Here is a 19,092-nt window from a genome sequence, read left to right as displayed (position 1 = left end):
AAGTCAGTAAATTCAGAGTATTAATTACAGGTTCATAACTTAGCGCTTCTTCTTTAACGCATCTGAAGGTTCAGGTACAAAATGCCCTTTTCCTCCTGCTCTGTCATCATCAAAACTTACAGGAATATCATCATTAAGCGTACGCTCATTCCAAGTGATACTCTGTGTACCATCATCTTTCTTAACCATTGTGATACAGTCTTCAACAGGACAAACCAATGAGCATAAATTGCAACCCACACAGTTCTCTTCAATGATACTAGGAATCCTATTGGTAGGATCATCAGATAGTGCTATAGCCTGATGTGCACCATCATCACAAGCAATATAACATAGATCACATCCAACACACTTATCGGCATTTATTTCAGCAACTACTTTATGTTTTAAATTCAAGTGTTTCCATTCGGTTACATTAGGCAACGCCTTGCCAGCAAAATCATAAATAGTATTGTATCCTTTATCTTCCATAAATTGACGCAAACCTGCTTCCATTTCACGTACTATTCCAAAACCATAATGCATTACTGCAGTACACACCTGAACAGAAGTTGCCCCGAGTAAAATAAACTCCACAACGTCACGCCAAGTTTCAATACCTCCAATACCTGATAGTGGCACTTTACTTATTTCAGGATGTTGCGCTAAATCTTTAAGCATGTGCATTGCAATAGGCTTAACCGCTGGTCCGCAGTAACCTCCATTAGTTCCTTTACCATCAACAATAGGATATGGAGCATATGAGTCTAAATCAATGCCCACAATACTCTTAATTGTATTTATTAATGAAATAGAATCTGTTCCTCCCTCAACTGCAGCTAGTCCAGGATCTGTGATATGCGAAATATTTGGTGATAATTTTGTGATTACAGGAATATTAGCAGCCTCCTTGACCCAACCAACAATCGTTTTTAAAACATCTGGTTCTTGACCAACTGCAGAACCCATTCCGCGTTCACACATTCCATGTGGACAACCAAAATTAAGTTCAATGCCGTCTGCTCCGGCATTTTCAACGTCTTTTATAATTTGTTCCCATTCGGCTCTGCTTTCTACCATTAAAGACGCAATAACCGCATGGTCAGGGAAATATTTTTTAACCTCTTCAATTTCTCTTAAGTTGTCGGCCAAAGGTCTATCTGTAATAAGTTCAATATTATTGAAACCCATCATTCTGGTATTTCTATAATTCACAGAACCATAGCGACTTGAAACATTCACAACTGGAACGCCCAAAGTTTTCCATACAGCTCCTCCCCAACCCGCTTCAAATGCTTTCATAATTTGATAGCCTGAGTTTGTTGGTGGTGCCGACGCTAACCAAAAAGGGTTTGGTGCTTTTATTCCTCCGAAATTTATTGATAAATCAATCATATTATTTGCTTCTTTTGACTTTCCTGCGAAAGCAGAAATCTATATTATTATGTGTGTCTATTCCATATCAAATATCGAATGACAATCCTTATTCTATTTGTTTAACCAATTGTGAATGCCTTGAGCAGCCATTTTTCCATCGTACGCAGCGTTAACAACCTCAGCTCCTCCATTTATAGCATCTCCTCCAGCAAAATACTGGGGATTTGATGTTTGAAACTCATTGTTAATTATAATTCTAGTTTTATTATCTATGTCTAGGCCATCTATTAAGCTATACAAGTGGCCTTGTTTTGCCTGTCCAGTAGCCTTAATAACCAGATCACAACGTACAACAAATGTGTTATTCATATTCGTTTGTAGCTTACCTTCAATGAGTTCTGTTTTAGCAAATTTTACACCTTCAACAGTTCCATTACCTACAATTGCAATTGGTGTCACATTAAACAAACTATCAACACCAGCACTAATCGCGAGGTCATATTCAAAACCATAAGCTCCCATGTTTTCTTTAGAATTTCTATAAGCCAGAACTGTTTTACGTGCTCCCATTCTAGCGGCTTCGGAAGCAGCATCCATAGCCGTATTTCCACCACCAATAACAACAACTTTGGCAGGCACTTTAACCTCGTGATGCTTCATTCTCAATTCTTCAATAAACTCAACCGCACCAACAACGCCTTTTTTATCTTCCCCATCCAATCCTAAATGTCGCGTTGCTCCTAAACCAACACCAATAAAAATAGCATCATACTTCGTTTCGAGCGCTGCCAATTCATTTTTTGACGTAATGGCATTATTGTATTTAATATGAAACCCCAGTTGATCTTGCAGATATGCAACTTCCTTCAAGACTTCTTCATTTGTAATCTTATAAGGCGCAATACCATAAACTGTTAATCCAGATGGTTTTTCTTTAGCTTCAAAAATATCTACATCATAACCTAAAGTGCGGGCTTCACAAGCACATGCAATTCCTGCTGGTCCAGCCCCAATAACTGCGATCTTTTTACCATTAGATTGACCTGCCTTAAATAGCTCTTTTTTGGAATCTATTGATGTATTTGTAGCATAATTTTGAAGTCTACCTATTTGAATTGGAGGCACATCTTGATGATTATATACGCAAGCACCTTCACACAATACGCCTGTTGGACATACAACACCACATGCATTACCTAACCAATTAGCATCAAAAATGGTCTTAGATGCTCCAGTAATATTATCTGTATGGATTTGCTTTATAAACAATGGAATGTCGATACTTGTAGGACATGCTTGAACGCATGGTGCATCATAGCAAAATAAACAACGTGATGCTTCGTAATACGCCTCAGTATCGTTCATTAAGGGTTTCTTCTGTTTGAAATTCTTATCGAATTCCGCTTTTGTTGTTGGTCTTTTATATTCTGCCATATTCTATAAATCTGTTAATCTACCATAAGTTTCTGGGCGTCTATCTCTAAAAAATTGCCATATAGATCTTACTTCCTCTATAAGATCTAAATCAAATTCGGCAACGAGCAATTCGTCATCATCGCGTGATGCCTCAGCAAATATTTGTCCTCTGGGATCCACAAAATAGGATTGTCCGTAAAACTTTCCTAAGTTCCATGGTTTCTCTTCACCAACACGATTTATACATCCCATAAAATAACCATTAGCCGCCGCATGAGCAGGTTGTTCCAATTTCCAAAGATATTCGCTCAATCCAGCCACTGTTGCCGACGGATTATAAACGATTTCTGCTCCATTTAAGCCTAAGGCTCTTGCTCCATCAGGAAAATGCCTATCATAGCAGATATAAACACCAACTTTAGCGTACTTAGTTTGAAACACTGGGTATCCCATATTTCCAGGTTTAAAGAAGAACTTTTCCCAAAACCCTGTTGTATGTGGAATATGATTTTTTCTATACTTACCTAAATAGGTTCCATCAGCATCAATTACTGCTGCTGTATTATACAACACACCAGGTGATTCCTTTTCATAAATTGGTACTACAATTACCATATTATGTTTCTTCGCTAATACTTGCATTTTTTCAGTTGTTGGACCAGGAACCGGCTCTGCAGATTCATACCATTTTTTATCTTGTCCTGGACAGAAATACGGCGTGTTGAATATTTCTTGCAAGCATAATATTTGAACCCCTTGTCGTCCTGCTTCTTCAATATATGGAATATGCTTATCATACATTGCATCCATAATTTCTTGAATGGTTCCTTCTCCTTCCGTCATTGGAAGGCTCATTTGTATCAATCCTGACTTTACTTTTCTTGGCATAATATATCTTTCTAAATTACTGTTTTTGATGTTTTTCCTCGTGGAATAAATTGTCCGTGCCCTGCACTTAAAAGGCATTCTTCATTTTCAATAGCGACTTGCCCTCTTAAAATTACCGTTTCCGTTTTTCCCGTGACTTTTTGACCTTCATAACTTGAGTAATCACAGTTCATATGGTGGGTCTCGACTGAAATAGTATGTTCCTTCTTAGGATCGAATATGACGATATCTGCATCACTGCCAATAGCTATCGTTCCTTTTCTAGGGTACATACCAAAGATTTTTGCTGCATTCGTAGAACTTACTTCAACATATTTAGTTAGTGAAATTTTTTCTTTATGTACACCTTCGGAAAACAATAATTCCATACGATGCTCAATAGCTGGATGCCCATTAGGTATTTTTGAAAAATCATCTTTACCCATTTTCTTTTGTTCCCACATAAAAGGACAATGATCTGTTCCTACCACCTGAACCAAACCCTGATTAATTCCTGACCAAAGTGCTTCCTGATCTTTCTTTTCACGTAAAGGTGGGCTCATAACCCATTTTGCACCTTCAAAGTCATTTTCGTAGAGCGATGCGTCAAGCATTAAATATTGTGTACAAGTTTCTACAAAAACCTTCTGATTACGTTGGGTTGCTTTTCTAACAGCGTTTAAAGCACCTTCGCATGTCATATGAACAATATAACCTGGACAGCCTGTATAGTTTAACATATCAGCAAAACGTGCGGATGCTTCGGCCTCGGTTACTTCTGGCTGGGACAAATAATGATACAATGGCGATAAGTTTCCTTGCGCTCTATTTTTAGCGATTAACGAATCTATCATATCACCATTAGTAGCATGCACTGTTACCAAACCACCATGTTTTTTTACAACCTTCATGAGTTGCACCATTTGACCATCATCAATCATTAATGCACCTTTATAAGCCATAAACGTTTTAAAAGAAGAAATCCCTTCATTCTCAATCATGTCTATAACTTCTTTGGCTACATTAGTATTAAAATCGGTCACAGCCATATGGTATGAGTAGTCTCCAATAGCCTTTCCATTTGATTTTTGCTGCCAAGTCTTTAATGCATTGTGAAGCGTATCACCCTGAGTTTGCAATATAAAATCTATAACCATAGTTGTACCGCCATGCAATGCCGCCCTTGTACCCGTTTCATAATCATCACTAGAATATGTGCCCATAAATGGCATATCAAGATGTACGTGCGGATCAATCCCACCAGGAAACACCAGTTTGTTGGTGGCGTCAATCACTTTATCTGCTTGATAATTTAAATCTTTTCCAATAGCAACTATTTTCTCATCTTCGGTATATACATCAGCAATATAAGTTTCTGATGCAGTAACAACTCGACCATTTTTTATTAAAATTGACATTTTCAGTATTGCTTTTATAAATTAATCTTTGTCTTAAATTTACGTGTTTTTAATTAGTATTGTCACTATTTCCCTGACTTATTGGTTCTTTCTTGGCTGAAATTTTGCTTATAACAATTCCAACGATTATTGCCAAAACAAATGATGGTCCTAATTCCCCAAGTTTCTCGAAATAGACGCCTATTGTTTCCAAAGAGGTAAATCCGAACTTGAAAAGGGGAACTGATAAAAAGCCAGTTATCATAGAAGCAATTGCACCTTTTTCATTGAACTCTTTCCAAAACAACGATAAAATAATAGTCGGGCAAAACGTGGCTGCAATGCCAGACCAACCAAAAATAACAAACCAAAAAATTGTTCTTTCTGGTGTTGTGACGGCCACAAGCATTGCTATTAATAGAGCGAATATTGCTAATAAAAATGTGATAACTTTTGATGTTCTAGCGAGCTGTTTTTCAGTTTTATTGGGTTTAAATATTTGCTGATAAAAATCTCTAGATATCGCACTAGAAGCAACAACCAGCAACGAATCTATAGTAGACATGATTGCCGATAAAACCGCTGCTATATAGATTCCAATTAAAGTAAGTGGCATTATTCTTTCGACCAAAAGAGGAAGCACATTTTGTGCACCATTACCTAAAACCACTTCTGGATCTGCATCTACAGATGTTAGAAGATACCGTCCAAAAATCCCAATAAGTACTGCACAAGAATCTGTTAGTATCGTAAAAACTACAGCCACCCATCTTCCTTTTTTTATTTCGGCAGTGCTCTTTATAGACATAAATCTCACGAACAACTGAGGAGATCCCAAAAAACCTAAGCCAATGCATAAAAATCCTAATATCGTAAAGAAATTTATAAGGTTAAAGCCACCTTCACCCCAAATATTTAAAAACGAAGGGTCTAAGGCTAGTAATCCCTGGGTGATTGAAACATCGGAGGATATTGAATAATAAGCAACCAATGGTAATCCAACCAACCCTAAAAGCATGATAAGTCCTTGAAATAAATCAGACCAAGCAACAGCCACAAAACCGCCCGAAAAAATATAGGTTAAAACAATAAAAAAGCCTACGATTGCTCCTGTAAAATAATTCCAACCTAGAAATGATTCAAAAGCAGAACCTGTAGCATCAATTTGGGCACTCACATAAATGATGACAAATAATGACAAAGCTGTTGCTGCAACAATTCGCAGTGTATTCGTTTTAGATTTAAATCGACTTACTAGATAATCTGGGATTGTTATTGAATTGTAACCATCGGAGAGCTTTTTGAATTTTTCGGCCATAAAAAACCAGGAGACTGTTACTCCAATTACTTCTCCAAGCACAACCCAAAAAGCCGAAACACCAACCATGGCTCCTAAACCGGTAAGTCCTAATAGCAACCAAGCCGATTCTCCTGTAGCTCTTGCCGAAAAAGCAACAACCCAAAAGTTTAATTTTTTTCCACCTACATAATAATCCTTGGTCGTTTTAATTTTTTTAGAGGCAACGTATCCAATTAAAAAAAGAATTGAAAAATAAAGGAATAATATGATGTATTTCGTAATCATCCTAACGCTTTTTTTTCATTAATAGATAGTACAACACAAATGAAATTATAAACCCTGAAAACCATGAAATGGCATAAAGGGAACTCATTGCAGGAATCCATTTTCCGCCTATTGCAACAAATGCTCCTATAATTAATGAGAAAATTGCAGCTTTATTTATTCCGCTTCCTCCATATGCATAAACTCCGTCTTCCTTATAGAGGTCTACAATTTGAATTTGTTTCTTTCTAATGAGGTAATAATCACAAACTAAAATTGCCAAAACAGGTCCCAAAACAGCACTAACATCAATTAGCAAACCTTGAATCTCATTTAGCAATAACCACGGAAAAATTAAAATTCCTATGATTCCAGTAATAAAACCTCCACCTCTAAAACTTATTTTTTTAGGAAATATATTAGAAAACGCATTTGCTGGTGCAATTACATTTGCTGCAATATTTGTACTTAATGTAGCTATGATCATAAAAACTTGAGCAATTACCACAACCCAAACACTATCAAACTTTGCAAGTAAAGCAATGGGGTCCCAAGGCGCATCGTTAGCTATTAGAATGTCATCAAAATTTATTACTGCCGCGCAGGTTACAAAAATGCCAACAAATGAGTATAACATCATTGTACCAGGCAAGCCTATAAATTGACCTTGTACTTGAGCTTTTTGTGATGACGAATATCTTGTAATATCGGCAATACTTAAAGACATAGTTGCCCAAAATCCAAGCATTGCGGTCAACCAAATAAGATATTTCCAAATTTTACTTCCAAAAGAAGCCTTATCTACTCTTGTTGATACACTTGCAATTGAAGATGTTGTTACATCATTTCTTAATTGAATCTCATAGGTATCGCTTGTCTTAACCTCTCCAATTGCCACATCTGTTTCAGAAAGCCTGTTCCAACCTAACCCATTTCCATTCAATATCAGTTGGTATTCCTTTGCTTTGGCAACACCTTGTTTATCTTTAATTGGATTAATATGTATGAAGTTATTTTTGGCGCTTTGTTCATTATGATAAATTTCAGCAACCGGAACTTCTAATTGTTTTCCTTGCTCTAATACAATTCCAAATCCACCAGCGTTCGAATATCCCCATCCAATTAATATTAAGCCCATTATAATGAGAATTGGAGCAGAATATTCTTCCAGCCACTTGATGCTCTCTGTTCCCTTCCAAATGAAAAACATATTAAAAAGCCAAAAGATTCCAAAACACACGAACTGACCGACAGAAAGCCCGATTGCCGCTTCAGTCCCTGAAATAGCAATAAATATTGAATACATCGCCATTCCACCCAACCAAGTATTGACACCAAACCATCCACAGGCAACCAAACCTCTAATTACAGAAGGAATATGAATGCCTTTAATTCCAAATGACGATCTCCCAATTACAGGAAAGGGCACACCATACTTTACACCAGCATGTCCATTAAGTACCATTGGAATGGTAATAATTAAATTTGCTACACCAATGATTAAGAGTGCTTCAATCCAATTTAAACCCGTTTTAATCATATATGAAGCCAAGAGATATGTAGGAATACAAACAGCCATACCAACCCAAATAGCGGCCAAATGCCATTTACTCCAGGTTCTTTGATTTAGTGGTACAGGTGCAAGATCTTTACTATATAAAGGCGAACTAGAAACGTCTTCTTGTAATTCTACTATATCTTTACTCATAAATTAATTACAGTATTCGTCAGCAATAGCAATAGCTTGAGAAATAATTTTTAAACCTTCATCTACTTCCTCTTTGGTTACATTTAAAGGAGGAGCAATAAAAATCCAATTCCATCTTACGAATGTGAACATTCCTAATTCTCTAATTTTTGAAGCCATCCTAAGTGTTGGTTCCATTTCACTTGGCTTAGCATTCCAAGGTGTTGTGGGTTCCTTAGTATTTCGGTTTTTAACGAGTTCTATGCAACCTAATAATCCTGTATTTCTAAAGTCACCAATTGACGGATGTTTCATTTTTAATTTTTCCACTTCCGTTTCAATGTATTGTCCCATTTCAGCGGCACGATTAACTAAGTCTTCTTCTTCTATAATTCGTATATTTTCTAGAGCGGCCGCACATAGTGTTGGATGCGCTGAATATGTTAGTCCAATTGTCATAGGAACCTCATTAAAATATTCTGCAATTTCATCGGTTACTACAAGTCCGCCTAACGGTAAATATCCTGAAGTCAATCCTTTAGCAAGACACATAAAATCTGGTGTCACACCATGATGATCAATTCCAAACATTTTACCAGTACGTCCAAAACCACTCATGACCTCATCATCAATCATCATAATACCATAGGTATCACAAAGTTCACGAACACGTTTTAAGTACATAGGAGGATATTTTAAACATCCTGAAGAACCAGATTCGCCTTCAAATAGTATAGCCGCAACGTTATCGGGGTTTTCAAATTGAATGACCCTTTCTAAATGCGCTAATGCCCTTTCTCCACATTCTTGCATTGAAGAAGAATTCCATGGACAACGGTAAGCATAAGGGTTTTCTACATGCACTACATTAGGCATGGCCTGACTATCAACAGGAAATCGTCTAGGATCTCCTCCTGCAGTAATTGCACCATAAGTTGCGCCATGATATGCTCTATAGTGCGTAATAATTTTATGTCGCCCTGTATACATTCTAGCCAATTTAATTGCATTCTCAATGGCTTCTGCTCCTCCAAGAGTGAAGAATGTTTTTGTTAAGTTTCCAGGTGTAATCTCTGCAATTTTTTTTCCAAGTTTTCCTCTCACATCTGTAGCCATTCCAGGATAAACATAACTTACCTCTTTCATTTGTCTAGCCACAGCTTCTGTAATTCGTTGATCACCATGTCCAATATTGACATTCATTAGTTGAGATGTGAAGTCTAAGTATTTTTTACCATCTCTATCATACACATATGAGCCCTTTGCATGAGATGCATTTATTGGATTTAGCCCACCTTGTTTTCCCCAAGAAAATAAAGTGTAATCTAAATTATCTTTTATAATTTGATTATTATTCATTAAATGTAAAATATTGATTAACAATGAGTTAAAATAATTTATTTTAACAATTTAATTAACTCATCCAATTGGTTTGTGCTTCAGGGTTCCACTTCGTTGTGGTCTTTTTATTTTGTGTCCAAAATTCGATTGAACTACGACCAGTAATGTCACCTACACCAAATTTAGATTCGTTCCAACCACCAAAAGAAAAAGGTTCACGAGGCACTGGAACTCCAATATTAACACCAATCATTCCAGCGCTTGCGCGCTCCATTACTTGTTTAGCCAAGCCTCCACTTTGGGTAAAGACGGCAGCGGCATTTCCATAATTAGAACCGTTTTCAATTTTAATCGCTTCATCTAAATCTTTAGCGCGAATAATTGAAATGACTGGACCAAAAATTTCTTCCCGAGCTACAGACATATCTGTTGTCACATAATCTATAATTGTAGGTCCAACATAAAAACCGCCCTCCTTACCAGGCACTGTGGCATGGCGTCCATCTACTAATATTTTAGCCCCGTTTCTTTCAGCTTCATCAATATAACCTTCGATACGTTCTTTAGCTTCTGCCGTTATAACAGAACCCAGATTATCACCAGGAACAATGGTTTTAGCCTCATCAACCATACGATCAATAATGTGCTGCACTTTATCTACGCCAACCATTACAGAGGCAGCCATACAACGTTGTCCTGCACAACCAGACATAGAAGCCACTACATTAGATGCAGTCATTTCTGGATTTGCATCAGGCAATACTAAAAGATGGTTTTTAGCGCCACCAAGAGCCACACAACGTTTCAAATTAGACGTTGCTCTTTTGTATACAATTTTAGCAACCTTTGTAGATCCTACAAATGAAACTGCTTCAATTTTTGGATGATCACAAATAGCTTCAACGACATCTTTGCCTCCATTTACAATGTTAAAAACACCATCAGGAAGCCCAGCTTCTTTAAGAAGTTCTGCCATTCGAACGGTACTTAATGGTACCAATTCTGATGGTTTCATAACCATGGTGTTTCCTAAAACCAAGGCATTAGGAATCGTCCAGTGCGGCACCATATTAGGGAAGTTAAAGGGTGTAATAGACGCCACAACTCCTAAAGGTTTGCGTTCTATTCGGCATTCTACACCTTTACTCACTTCTTGTACTTCATTAACAACAATTTGAGGCATAGACACGGCAAATTCACATAACTCCATGCTTTTCTCAACCTCTGCTTTGGCTTCACCATAGGTTTTACCGTTTTCGAGTTGTACTAAATTTGTAAGTTCGTCAATGTGTTGCTCTAATAGATTTCTATATCTAAAGAATATTTGAACACGTTCTTTAAAGGTCATTCCTGACCATTTGGGAAATGCGTTCTGTGCCGCTTTCACTGCAGCATCAACATCTTGAGTTGTAGACATTGGTATTGAAGAAATTTTACTACCATCTAACGGACTTAAAACATCCATTGAATTTTGTCCATTTCTTTCAAATTTACCGTTAATATAATTTTTTACTTCGGAAAGTGTATCACTCACATTCATCATCAGCTTATCAGATTAATTTTATTAATATTTAAACAAAAAATAAGAATGCCATAAAAATCACAATATAACATTGCGGATTTTTAATCACACTCTAATCAAATATATGAAATATATATTAAAACAAAGGTTTTACTGAGGTATCATTAATTATTTAAAACCTACATTGAATAATTATCAAAAAACCTAAATCAGTTATTAATTTCCAAAGCACACTTAAACCAAGTAATTACTAGCCAATTACACCATCAATAATCGTTTCTAAATTGTGATTCTCTGTAATTCCATTAAGCCAACTCGACGTGTCTTCATGCATTAAAAAGGAGTTTAAAGCTTGGCTTACGGCATGTTTACTCGTTACTGGTAAGCCCTCAACTACAGTTTCTAAATTATCCAGCAACTGTAAAGGTGTAACTTTATCTTCACTAAGTTTAAACGCAATCTTACCAGTAAGGTCTAAAAATTTCAAGTAGTTTACTTTCGTTGTTATAGGTGTGCTAATATTTAATCTCTCAAACACTTCTCTAGTTGAGGCTCTGGTTTGAGGTCCTGAGACACCATCTATAATAATTGATTTTCCGTAGATATATCTAAGCACCATTTGTAAGTATAATGTTTCAGATTGGGAAGACTCATGATAATCAACGATAACACTTGTATCAAAATGCCAGTGATCGGCATGGTTTGGATACAAATGATTAAGTACAATACCAAAGTGTTTTCGTAAAAACGATTCCATGCCTAAGTACAGTTCTTTATGATGAATAAAATTATTGGTAATTAAAGTGAAATCATCCCAAAAAACAGCGTCTAAATCAAAGGCTTTTCCTAAACCATGCTGTCCTGGTTTGTTAACCAATATCCCTGCACTTGTAATAACATTAGGCTTTCCTAAAGGACAATGTGCAAATACTTCATCGAAAGCAGTTTTGAGTTTTTCAAGAAACTCATTTTCAACTTTAAAGTCCTGCTGTTTTCCTATAGTTCCGTATGGATGTTGCGGTAATCTTGCATAATGCAAAGCAATACCATTAATAGTATTAATTGTTTTCATAAGTAATGATTTAAAAGATTAATAATCTATTAATTAGTATTATAAGGGAGAACTTAAATTTACAAAAACTTTTTAAGTTTAAAGGCTCTGAGTGCTGGTTAAGTTTATTTTTTTTATGAAGTCAAAAGCACGTTTTTCATTGTAATATATGTTCCCTTTTTGAATAAAACCTACATGCCCTCCATGCTCTGGCATTTCTAGATAAATATTTTCATTTTCTTTCGCTTCTTTAATTGGAAAACATTCTGGTGTTAAGAAAGAATCATTAAGTGCATTAATAAGCAATGTAGGTGTATTTATGTGCTTTAAAAATTGTAGACTGCTACATTGCTCATAATAGTCTTGTGCATTTTTAAATCCATGTGCCTTAGACGTATAGACTTCATCAAAATCACGTAAGGTTTTAATGGATTTTAAGGACTCATGAGTTATTTTGTCTGGAAATCTTTCTGCTTTTTTCTTGAGCTTATCAAGAAGGTGTCTTAAGAAGCGATTAGCAAAAGCCTTGTTCTTCAACTTATGCAATTCTACCGAAGAACTTATGAGATGAACAGGAACAGAAACGGCAATTGCAGCTTTCACCTGACTTGGAATATCTCTTTTCTCACCTAAGTATTTGAGTGTGATATTTCCGCCTAAACTAATGCCTTTAATATAAATTTTAGAATACCCTTTTTGTTTAATACAATGTTGTACAACATCATCAAGATCATTTGTTGCTCCAGAATGATAACTATTATAAAATCTATTATCCTCTCCACTACACCCTCTAAAATTTACTGCTACTGCATCTATACTATTTTGATTAAAGAGTTTTGCTGGGCCTGTAATATAAGGTCGCTGCCCATGTCCTTCTAACCCATGAAGTAGAATAATGACGGCATTAGAATTATCATTGGCATAACTCCAATCCAAATCTAAAAAATCGTTATCGCGAGTGTCTATGCGTTCACGCTCTTGTGTAAGTCCCTTAACCTTTCGGAATAAACCAGAATACACTGTAGCAAGAAACCCGTTTTTAAACAAAAACGGAGACTTAAAAGTTGACTCTACTATTGGCATTAGGCGTTAGTTATTTTAAAACCGTGAACTCGATTGAAGAATCGTTATAAACCTTATGAGTTTGCGCCTTAAAATCTTCTTCTTTTGCCTCAAAGATATTGTCTACATAAGTTTGCGGATTTGCATCTATATAAGGGAAAAACGTACTTTGAATTTGCACCTGAATTTTATGTCCTTTTTTGAACGTATGAAACACATCCTGAAGTCCTAAATTTACAGCTGTTTTCTTATTAGGAACGAAAGGCTCAGGGCTACTCATACTATTTCTAAAACGACCTCTAATAGTTTCACTTCTAACGAGCATATGATAATTGCTAAGTTTTAAATGATCTTGCACATCTTCATTGTCTTCAGGTGTTTCGATATCAGGTGGAAACACATCAATCACTTTTACAATCCAGTCTGCTGCAGTTCCTGTTGTAGACACATTAAGTTTCGCTAAAATATCTCCAGCAAGGGTAATATCATCCTCTAATATTTCGGTCTCAAACACTAAAACATCTGGGCGTCTAGCAGCAAAACGCTGGTCGTCTGTCATAAACTTACGTGGTGTAAACACCACTTTGATATCTTCAGAATACGGAACTGGCTTTTTAGGATCACTAACAAAATCGGATGTTGCTATCATGCGATTAGCGCGTTTGGTCAAACGTTCATAGGGCTGCATAAAATAGCTTTCTTTACTTGTATTTGCAGGAGGCCAAGTTTCAAAACTCACCCATTCCATCTTACCTGTATCAAACATATGAGCCTCTGGCAAATCTACTTTTCCGTTGGCATCACCTTTAAGGAAATGGTTAAAGAAAGGAGTTTCGATATCTTTCTGAAAGTAATCTGAAATGTTATCTCCAAAATAAACATTACCAATCACTTGTCGTTCTTTTGTTCTTGCCCAATCACCATGACTCCAAGGCCCGAACACTACGGCATTAAAGTTATCGCTATTCTTTTCAATACTCGAATAGGTATTGAATGGCCCATACAAATCTTCGGCGTCAAACAAACCACCAACAATAAGCGTTGCGGGTTTAATATCTTTTAAATGTTGTATGATTCCTCTGCTCTGCCAGAATTCATCATAATTTGGATGCGCTTTTATCTGCTCATAAAATACATTATCTTCGTCATAATATTTATCAAGATTGCTTAATGGTCCTGCATCTAAAAAGAACTGATACTGATCTTCTGTACCTATATCTGGGAATTCATACCAAGCCTCTGTTGTAGGTGTTTCTTTCATATAACCAAAAACCGAAGTAGCTCTCCAATAGCTCAATAAAAAAGCCCCATTATGAATAAAATCATCAAAATAGAAATCACCTATACAAGCCTGTGGCGAAGCAGCTTTTAACGCAGGATGACCAGATAACACAGAGTATGTGGCATAAAACCCTGGATAAGAAATACCATATGTGCCCACATTTCCGTTATTGTTATCAATATTATTGATGAGCCATTCTATCGTGTCATATGTATCACTTGCCTCATCTGTTTGAGTGCCTGTTTTATTTGGAATAAAAGCCCTCATGTTATCATAAACGCCTTCACTATTCCAACGGCCTCTCACATCTTGATACACCATGATATTACCTTCTTCCATAAGGTACTTATTTGGTCCAATTTTTTCGCTGAATTCATTTTCGCCATAAGGCTTACAACTGTAAGGCGTGCGTTTTAATAATATGGGATATGCTTTAGAAGCGTTCTTTGGTGTATAAATGGTTGTGTGAAGCTTTATGCCATCACGCATTTCTATCATCACCTCTTTTTTATCGTAGTTATCTTTTACATAAGTATTTTCTACTTTTTCCTTTTCAATGTCTTTTACTTCAGACGTTTCGGAATGCTTACAATTTATAAGTGTACTTGCTATAAATACAAGAAAAATTAATCGTTTCATACTGGCTGGTGATTTTTAATGTTTAAAGATAATCTATTCTAAATTTATTGAAAGCCTAATTTAAGATTAGATGAATTAAAATAAAAGTTAATCTCATTTATTAGTTTAAATTTGCCAAACAATTTTAATCTATGGCAATGCTCTCTTCTCTTGGTTTAATTCTTATAACTTGTGTTGTTATTTGGCGCGCTTGTGATGGTTTTGAAATGGCTTCTAACTATTTAGGTCGACATATGAAAGAAGGGATTAAAGGCGCGACTATTAATGCAATAGGAAGTAGTTTACCTGAACTTTTCACGACATTGTTTTTTCTATTTGTACTAAAAGATAAGGATGGATTCTCTGGAGGTATTGGAACAACTGCTGGAAGTGCTGTTTTTAATGCAATGATCATTCCAGCTGTTGTTATTTTGGTGGTCATAGGAAAAGGGATTTCGTCAAAAATTGAAATTTCTCAAAAAGTAATCTTACGCGATGGTATTGCATTAATACTAGCCGAATTAGCTTTAATATTTGTTATTACTGGGACCTCTTTAAATTGGGGTCATGGATTAACTTTGATGCTTCTATACATTGTATATGTGAGTTACATGCTATTAAGTCAGGGGTCTGGAGATGTAGAAAATGAGTACGAAGAAGAAGCCGATGGTGGCAATAGAACCATAGCACTTTTTAAGGGCGATTTAGCCACAACCATTCTTGGCGATTCTAAAATTAATACAACTAAAGCTATTTTATTATTAGTTATCTCAGTGTTTTTTATTGGAATAGCATGTTTTTGGCTAGTTGAAGCCTGCGAGCAATTTGGTACTGCCATTGGTATGCCAATATATTTTGTATCTGTAGTATTAGCCTCTGCAGCAACGAGTGTACCAGATACTATAATTTCGTATAAAGATGCCATGAAAGGGAATTATGATGATGCCGTTGCAAATGCCTTAGGAAGTAACATTTTTGATGTATGCTTTGCGTTAGGGTTCCCTCTTTTTCTATTTACACTAATTTATGGTCCTATAGAAATGAGTGCCGAAACTATAGAAAACGTAGGACAGCTTAGGGTATTATTACTTCTCCTAACCATAGTGGTGTTTTTAATTTTTGTGTTTGCAAAAAAAGGAATAAAGCGATCACATGCCAAATTACTTATTACACTTTATATCGTTTTTGTTGCGTATTCAATTGGTAAAGGCATCAATTATGATCTTCCAGTTATTAGAGAAATCTCGGCCTTCTTATCGGCAATATCACATTGGTTTACATCATTATTTTGATGATTCTATAATTCGTCCTCGCTTAACACGATTAGGAAATCATTTTCGTTGAATTCAATATCCATATTTTTATCTGGATTTAAAACAATGCCAAAATTATCTTCGAGTGATTTACACTGTGCTCCTTTTCTAATACCTAAGCATATTTCATCTCTTTGCTGTGCACAAAATATGGCATCTGCAAATTTGATGTTCTGTGGAAATGTGTCAAAATACAAACTGACAGGCTTGACATAAATCTCACTACCATCTTCAGAAAAGATATCGTCATAAAAAGTCTTCATTAAAGATTCTTCACTCAATTGTGCCAGAATCATCGTGATTAACTTGTTACTAATAATAAAATCATCCACATTAGTTTGCGTTATTATTTCTTGATTCTCAGAATTTAAAACCTGCGTAATAATATGCAAACCATCGTCTTCACTTACTACTTTTCGTAACAACAATAAGATAATCAAGGTGTCTGAATCAATTTTATCGGCAGATTGTTCTTCCATACTTTGAGAAAGAATAACTATTGTATTATAACTTCCAGGATTCATAGCCTCTACACTCTTTAAATCCAATGGATTTGCATCATGCAGTTTAATATTAAAATCTGAAAATTCTGAAGAAATCTCTGTTATGGTATCTTTTAATTCATCGGTTGGCCCATTAAACATAATATCAAAATCAGAATCTTCTAACAAGTAATCTGTTGCTTCTTCAATAAATACTTCGGCCACTTTGTGCCAGCCTAAAATAAGAATACGTTTTTTCTCTTGTTCTAAACGTTTATCTATAATTCTCTTGTCTTTATTTGGAAAATAATATTGTTTATTTTCATAAGCTATTGTAGAGTCGTCTTCAGCTAAAATAACGACACTATCGCCATCTTTGACAACGGTTTCTTTTGGAGGTCTCAAAACTAACCCGTCTTCATCAGAGTAAATCCCTAGAGGAATCCCATCCTTTAAATAATAGCTCAAATCACTAAATAAGACATTATTCCAGTTATCCTCGTAGAAATAGACCTCGCAACCATCAAAAGACAAAATCTCTTTATAAACAGTGTCTAACCCACTAGTTAAAGATGTCTGAATAAGTAGTTTACCCATGATATTCCAGCTATCAATAGCAATAATATTATCGTCCTCGAAGAAACTTATGATATCTCTTTTTTCTTTCGTAAATATTTCAGCAATTATAGGTAATTCATTCGTTCCATTTTGACATGCAGTAATGGCTAAAATCGACTTAACAGATTGCACATCACTAGCTACTTTTTTGTCAATTGTAGCACTTTCTGAGCAATTAGCTAAAATAATGACAGATCTCGCCTGCTCTAGGTTTATACGCTTTAACTCGTTTATATTTGCGTAATCACCTTGAGTTGTAATGACCTCAGTAGTCATCATATCAGGAAGACGCTTTGTGATTAGATTATCCATGGTTTCTTTATCCTCTCCAGATAAAATAACCACTGAAGCCTTAGATTCACTTTCGTTTGCTAAAATAAGTTCTCGTATAACATCAACAACGCGTTCATTCCAACCTAAAATTATGGTATGATTGTTTTCTATGACTTTGCCTCTTCCTTTTCTGAAATCATATAGCATGGTATCTAAGGCCGTAGTTATGAAACCAATTAGCATAGACAGTAAAATGACACCAGTTAAACCCGAAAGTACTGTTAGCACCTTAAGATATGTAGGAGCTTCGTTATCTTGATTCATATTTCCTGGATCTGTCATTTCCAGAAAAGTGACCCATATATCTCTAAAAACATTACCTGTGTAATTGAGGCTTGGAAAAATATGTATGAGTAATAAACGTAATCCAACGAGGACTATAAAAACGACAATAAATATAATGAGAAGGCTTTTAAATATAGACGAACCGCCTTTACTTAAAAAACGTTCAGCCTTATAGTTTAAACGTTCTCTAAACGAATTTTTCATAAATGATTGGTTGATGGTTGATTTTTAATAAAGACTTAGTTGAGTTGTTCAACAAACTCGGCCATAATACCTTTAATATGAGCCGAAGACATCTCCATTATAGTTCCCATATCAAGAATCATTTTTCTTTCAGATTCGTCAAAATGACCATCAGAATAAGCCACATCTAAAGCACATTTAATTAAAAGTTCTTTACCATGCTCATTTAAAGCAGGACCAACGTGTTTCAAGTAAGTAGAAATATCACTACGATCTGCCTGCACTTCTTTAATATAGTCATCTAATTGAAATGACGACATATCATTATGTCCATACTTATTGATAATGGCAAGAACAGCCACTTTCTCATTATTATCAATAACACCATCTGCAAGCATAATTTTAACCATAACATGTCTAATGGCCTGTTCATACATTGCCATAAATGCCTCTTTATCGGTAGATTTAGAAGAATCTAAAACACGTGTAATGAATGTTCCTTTACAATGATTACATTCCACATATTCGCCCTTATTTCCTAATGGGATTAACGGAATAAAATAAAGCGTAAAAAACTGAGTCACTTTTCTATGTCTATAGCCGCGATCTGCCTCGCATTGTGGGCAATCAAAATTTCCAGTAGCTTTTGTAGAACGAACTCCACGTGTTCCAAATATGATCATAAGTTAGGTTTTTAATAATAGTTTAGATTCTA

General features: G+C 35.6%; 14 protein-coding genes. 1 reads left to right on the top strand and 13 read right to left on the bottom strand.

What is annotated here, in order from left to right; genetic code table 11:
* Window positions 1-39: 39 nt before the first annotated feature.
* The 11 genes from preA to Q0893_RS16995 form a co-directional block, all read right to left on the bottom strand.
* Complete coding sequence (gene preA, locus Q0893_RS17045) at window positions 40-1,374, bottom strand: NAD-dependent dihydropyrimidine dehydrogenase subunit PreA (RefSeq protein ID WP_298903840.1); 1,335 nt, start codon at window positions 1,372-1,374, stop codon at window positions 40-42.
* Between the two features lie 93 nt (window positions 1,375-1,467).
* Window positions 1,468-2,790, bottom strand: a complete 1,323-nt coding sequence (locus Q0893_RS17040; RefSeq protein ID WP_298903841.1) for an FAD-dependent oxidoreductase — start codon at window positions 2,788-2,790, stop codon at window positions 1,468-1,470.
* Between the two features lie 3 nt (window positions 2,791-2,793).
* Complete coding sequence (locus Q0893_RS17035; RefSeq protein WP_299277928.1) at window positions 2,794-3,660, bottom strand: nitrilase-related carbon-nitrogen hydrolase; 867 nt, start codon at window positions 3,658-3,660, stop codon at window positions 2,794-2,796.
* A gap of 11 nt (window positions 3,661-3,671) precedes the next feature.
* Window positions 3,672-5,057: a dihydropyrimidinase gene (gene hydA / locus Q0893_RS17030; protein WP_299277925.1), complete on the bottom strand. Its 1,386-nt coding sequence runs from the start codon at window positions 5,055-5,057 to the stop codon at window positions 3,672-3,674.
* 49 nt (window positions 5,058-5,106) lie between these two features.
* On the bottom strand, window positions 5,107-6,621 hold the full coding sequence (locus tag Q0893_RS17025; RefSeq protein ID WP_299277922.1) for a sodium/proline symporter: 1,515 nt from the start codon (window positions 6,619-6,621) through the stop codon (window positions 5,107-5,109).
* Between the two features lies 1 nt (window position 6,622).
* Complete coding sequence (locus Q0893_RS17020; protein ID WP_298903845.1) at window positions 6,623-8,308, bottom strand: NCS1 family nucleobase:cation symporter-1; 1,686 nt, start codon at window positions 8,306-8,308, stop codon at window positions 6,623-6,625.
* A 3-nt stretch (window positions 8,309-8,311) separates the two neighbouring features.
* Complete coding sequence (locus tag Q0893_RS17015) at window positions 8,312-9,646, bottom strand: aminotransferase class III-fold pyridoxal phosphate-dependent enzyme (RefSeq protein WP_299277919.1); 1,335 nt, start codon at window positions 9,644-9,646, stop codon at window positions 8,312-8,314.
* Between the two features lie 55 nt (window positions 9,647-9,701).
* Window positions 9,702-11,171: a CoA-acylating methylmalonate-semialdehyde dehydrogenase gene (locus Q0893_RS17010; protein WP_298903847.1), complete on the bottom strand. Its 1,470-nt coding sequence runs from the start codon at window positions 11,169-11,171 to the stop codon at window positions 9,702-9,704.
* Window positions 11,172-11,400: 229 nt separating this feature from the next.
* On the bottom strand, window positions 11,401-12,222 hold the full coding sequence (locus Q0893_RS17005) for a hypothetical protein (RefSeq protein ID WP_299277914.1): 822 nt from the start codon (window positions 12,220-12,222) through the stop codon (window positions 11,401-11,403).
* A 78-nt stretch (window positions 12,223-12,300) separates the two neighbouring features.
* Window positions 12,301-13,284, bottom strand: coding sequence for an alpha/beta fold hydrolase (locus Q0893_RS17000; protein WP_299277911.1), 984 nt, complete (start codon window positions 13,282-13,284; stop codon window positions 12,301-12,303).
* 10 nt (window positions 13,285-13,294) lie between these two features.
* Window positions 13,295-15,043 (bottom strand): CocE/NonD family hydrolase, encoded by a 1,749-nt coding sequence (locus tag Q0893_RS16995; protein ID WP_299278054.1) that lies wholly within the window; start codon window positions 15,041-15,043, stop codon window positions 13,295-13,297.
* A gap of 272 nt (window positions 15,044-15,315) precedes the next feature.
* On the opposite strand from Q0893_RS16995, the gene Q0893_RS16990 reads away from it, so the two are divergent.
* A complete protein-coding gene (locus Q0893_RS16990; protein ID WP_298903850.1) occupies window positions 15,316-16,455 on the top strand; it encodes a sodium:calcium antiporter in 1,140 nt (379 codons plus the stop codon).
* Window positions 16,456-16,460: 5 nt separating this feature from the next.
* Here Q0893_RS16990 and Q0893_RS16985 read toward each other — a convergent pair whose 3' ends face one another.
* A complete protein-coding gene (locus Q0893_RS16985; RefSeq protein WP_299277907.1) occupies window positions 16,461-18,398 on the bottom strand; it encodes a hypothetical protein in 1,938 nt (645 codons plus the stop codon).
* Between the two features lie 35 nt (window positions 18,399-18,433).
* Window positions 18,434-19,060 carry a TerB family tellurite resistance protein gene (locus Q0893_RS16980; protein WP_298903852.1) on the bottom strand — a complete coding sequence of 209 codons (627 nt, stop codon included), beginning with the start codon at window positions 19,058-19,060 and terminating at the stop codon, window positions 18,434-18,436.
* Window positions 19,061-19,092: the final 32 nt, after the last annotated feature.

Source organism: uncultured Psychroserpens sp. (assembly GCF_947494225.1).
GTDB lineage: Bacteria > Bacteroidota > Bacteroidia > Flavobacteriales > Flavobacteriaceae > Psychroserpens.
Note: the sequence above shows the minus strand (reverse complement) of the source record. Positions and strands in the feature narration are given on the sequence as shown.

Excerpts from the sequence above, each read along its gene's own strand:
- hydA (WP_299277925.1), bottom strand. The coding sequence starts at position 5,057 with ATGTCAATTTTAATAAAAAATGGTCGAGTTGTTACTGCATCAGAAACT.
- Q0893_RS17005 (WP_299277914.1), bottom strand. The coding sequence starts at position 12,222 with ATGAAAACAATTAATACTATTAATGGTATTGCTTTGCATTATGCAAGA.
- Q0893_RS17025 (WP_299277922.1), bottom strand. The coding sequence starts at position 6,621 with ATGATTACGAAATACATCATATTATTCCTTTATTTTTCAATTCTTTTT.
- Q0893_RS16995 (WP_299278054.1), bottom strand. The coding sequence starts at position 15,043 with ATGATAGAAATGCGTGATGGCATAAAGCTTCACACAACCATTTATACA.
- Q0893_RS17035 (WP_299277928.1), bottom strand. The coding sequence starts at position 3,660 with ATGCCAAGAAAAGTAAAGTCAGGATTGATACAAATGAGCCTTCCAATG.
- preA (WP_298903840.1), bottom strand. The coding sequence starts at position 1,374 with ATGATTGATTTATCAATAAATTTCGGAGGAATAAAAGCACCAAACCCT.
- Q0893_RS16990 (WP_298903850.1), top strand. The coding sequence starts at position 15,316 with ATGGCAATGCTCTCTTCTCTTGGTTTAATTCTTATAACTTGTGTTGTT.
- Q0893_RS17010 (WP_298903847.1), bottom strand. The coding sequence starts at position 11,171 with ATGATGAATGTGAGTGATACACTTTCCGAAGTAAAAAATTATATTAAC.
- Q0893_RS17000 (WP_299277911.1), bottom strand. The coding sequence starts at position 13,284 with ATGCCAATAGTAGAGTCAACTTTTAAGTCTCCGTTTTTGTTTAAAAAC.
- Q0893_RS17020 (WP_298903845.1), bottom strand. The coding sequence starts at position 8,308 with ATGAGTAAAGATATAGTAGAATTACAAGAAGACGTTTCTAGTTCGCCT.
- Q0893_RS16980 (WP_298903852.1), bottom strand. The coding sequence starts at position 19,060 with ATGATCATATTTGGAACACGTGGAGTTCGTTCTACAAAAGCTACTGGA.
- Q0893_RS17040 (WP_298903841.1), bottom strand. The coding sequence starts at position 2,790 with ATGGCAGAATATAAAAGACCAACAACAAAAGCGGAATTCGATAAGAAT.
- Q0893_RS16985 (WP_299277907.1), bottom strand. The coding sequence starts at position 18,398 with ATGAAAAATTCGTTTAGAGAACGTTTAAACTATAAGGCTGAACGTTTT.
- Q0893_RS17015 (WP_299277919.1), bottom strand. The coding sequence starts at position 9,646 with ATGAATAATAATCAAATTATAAAAGATAATTTAGATTACACTTTATTT.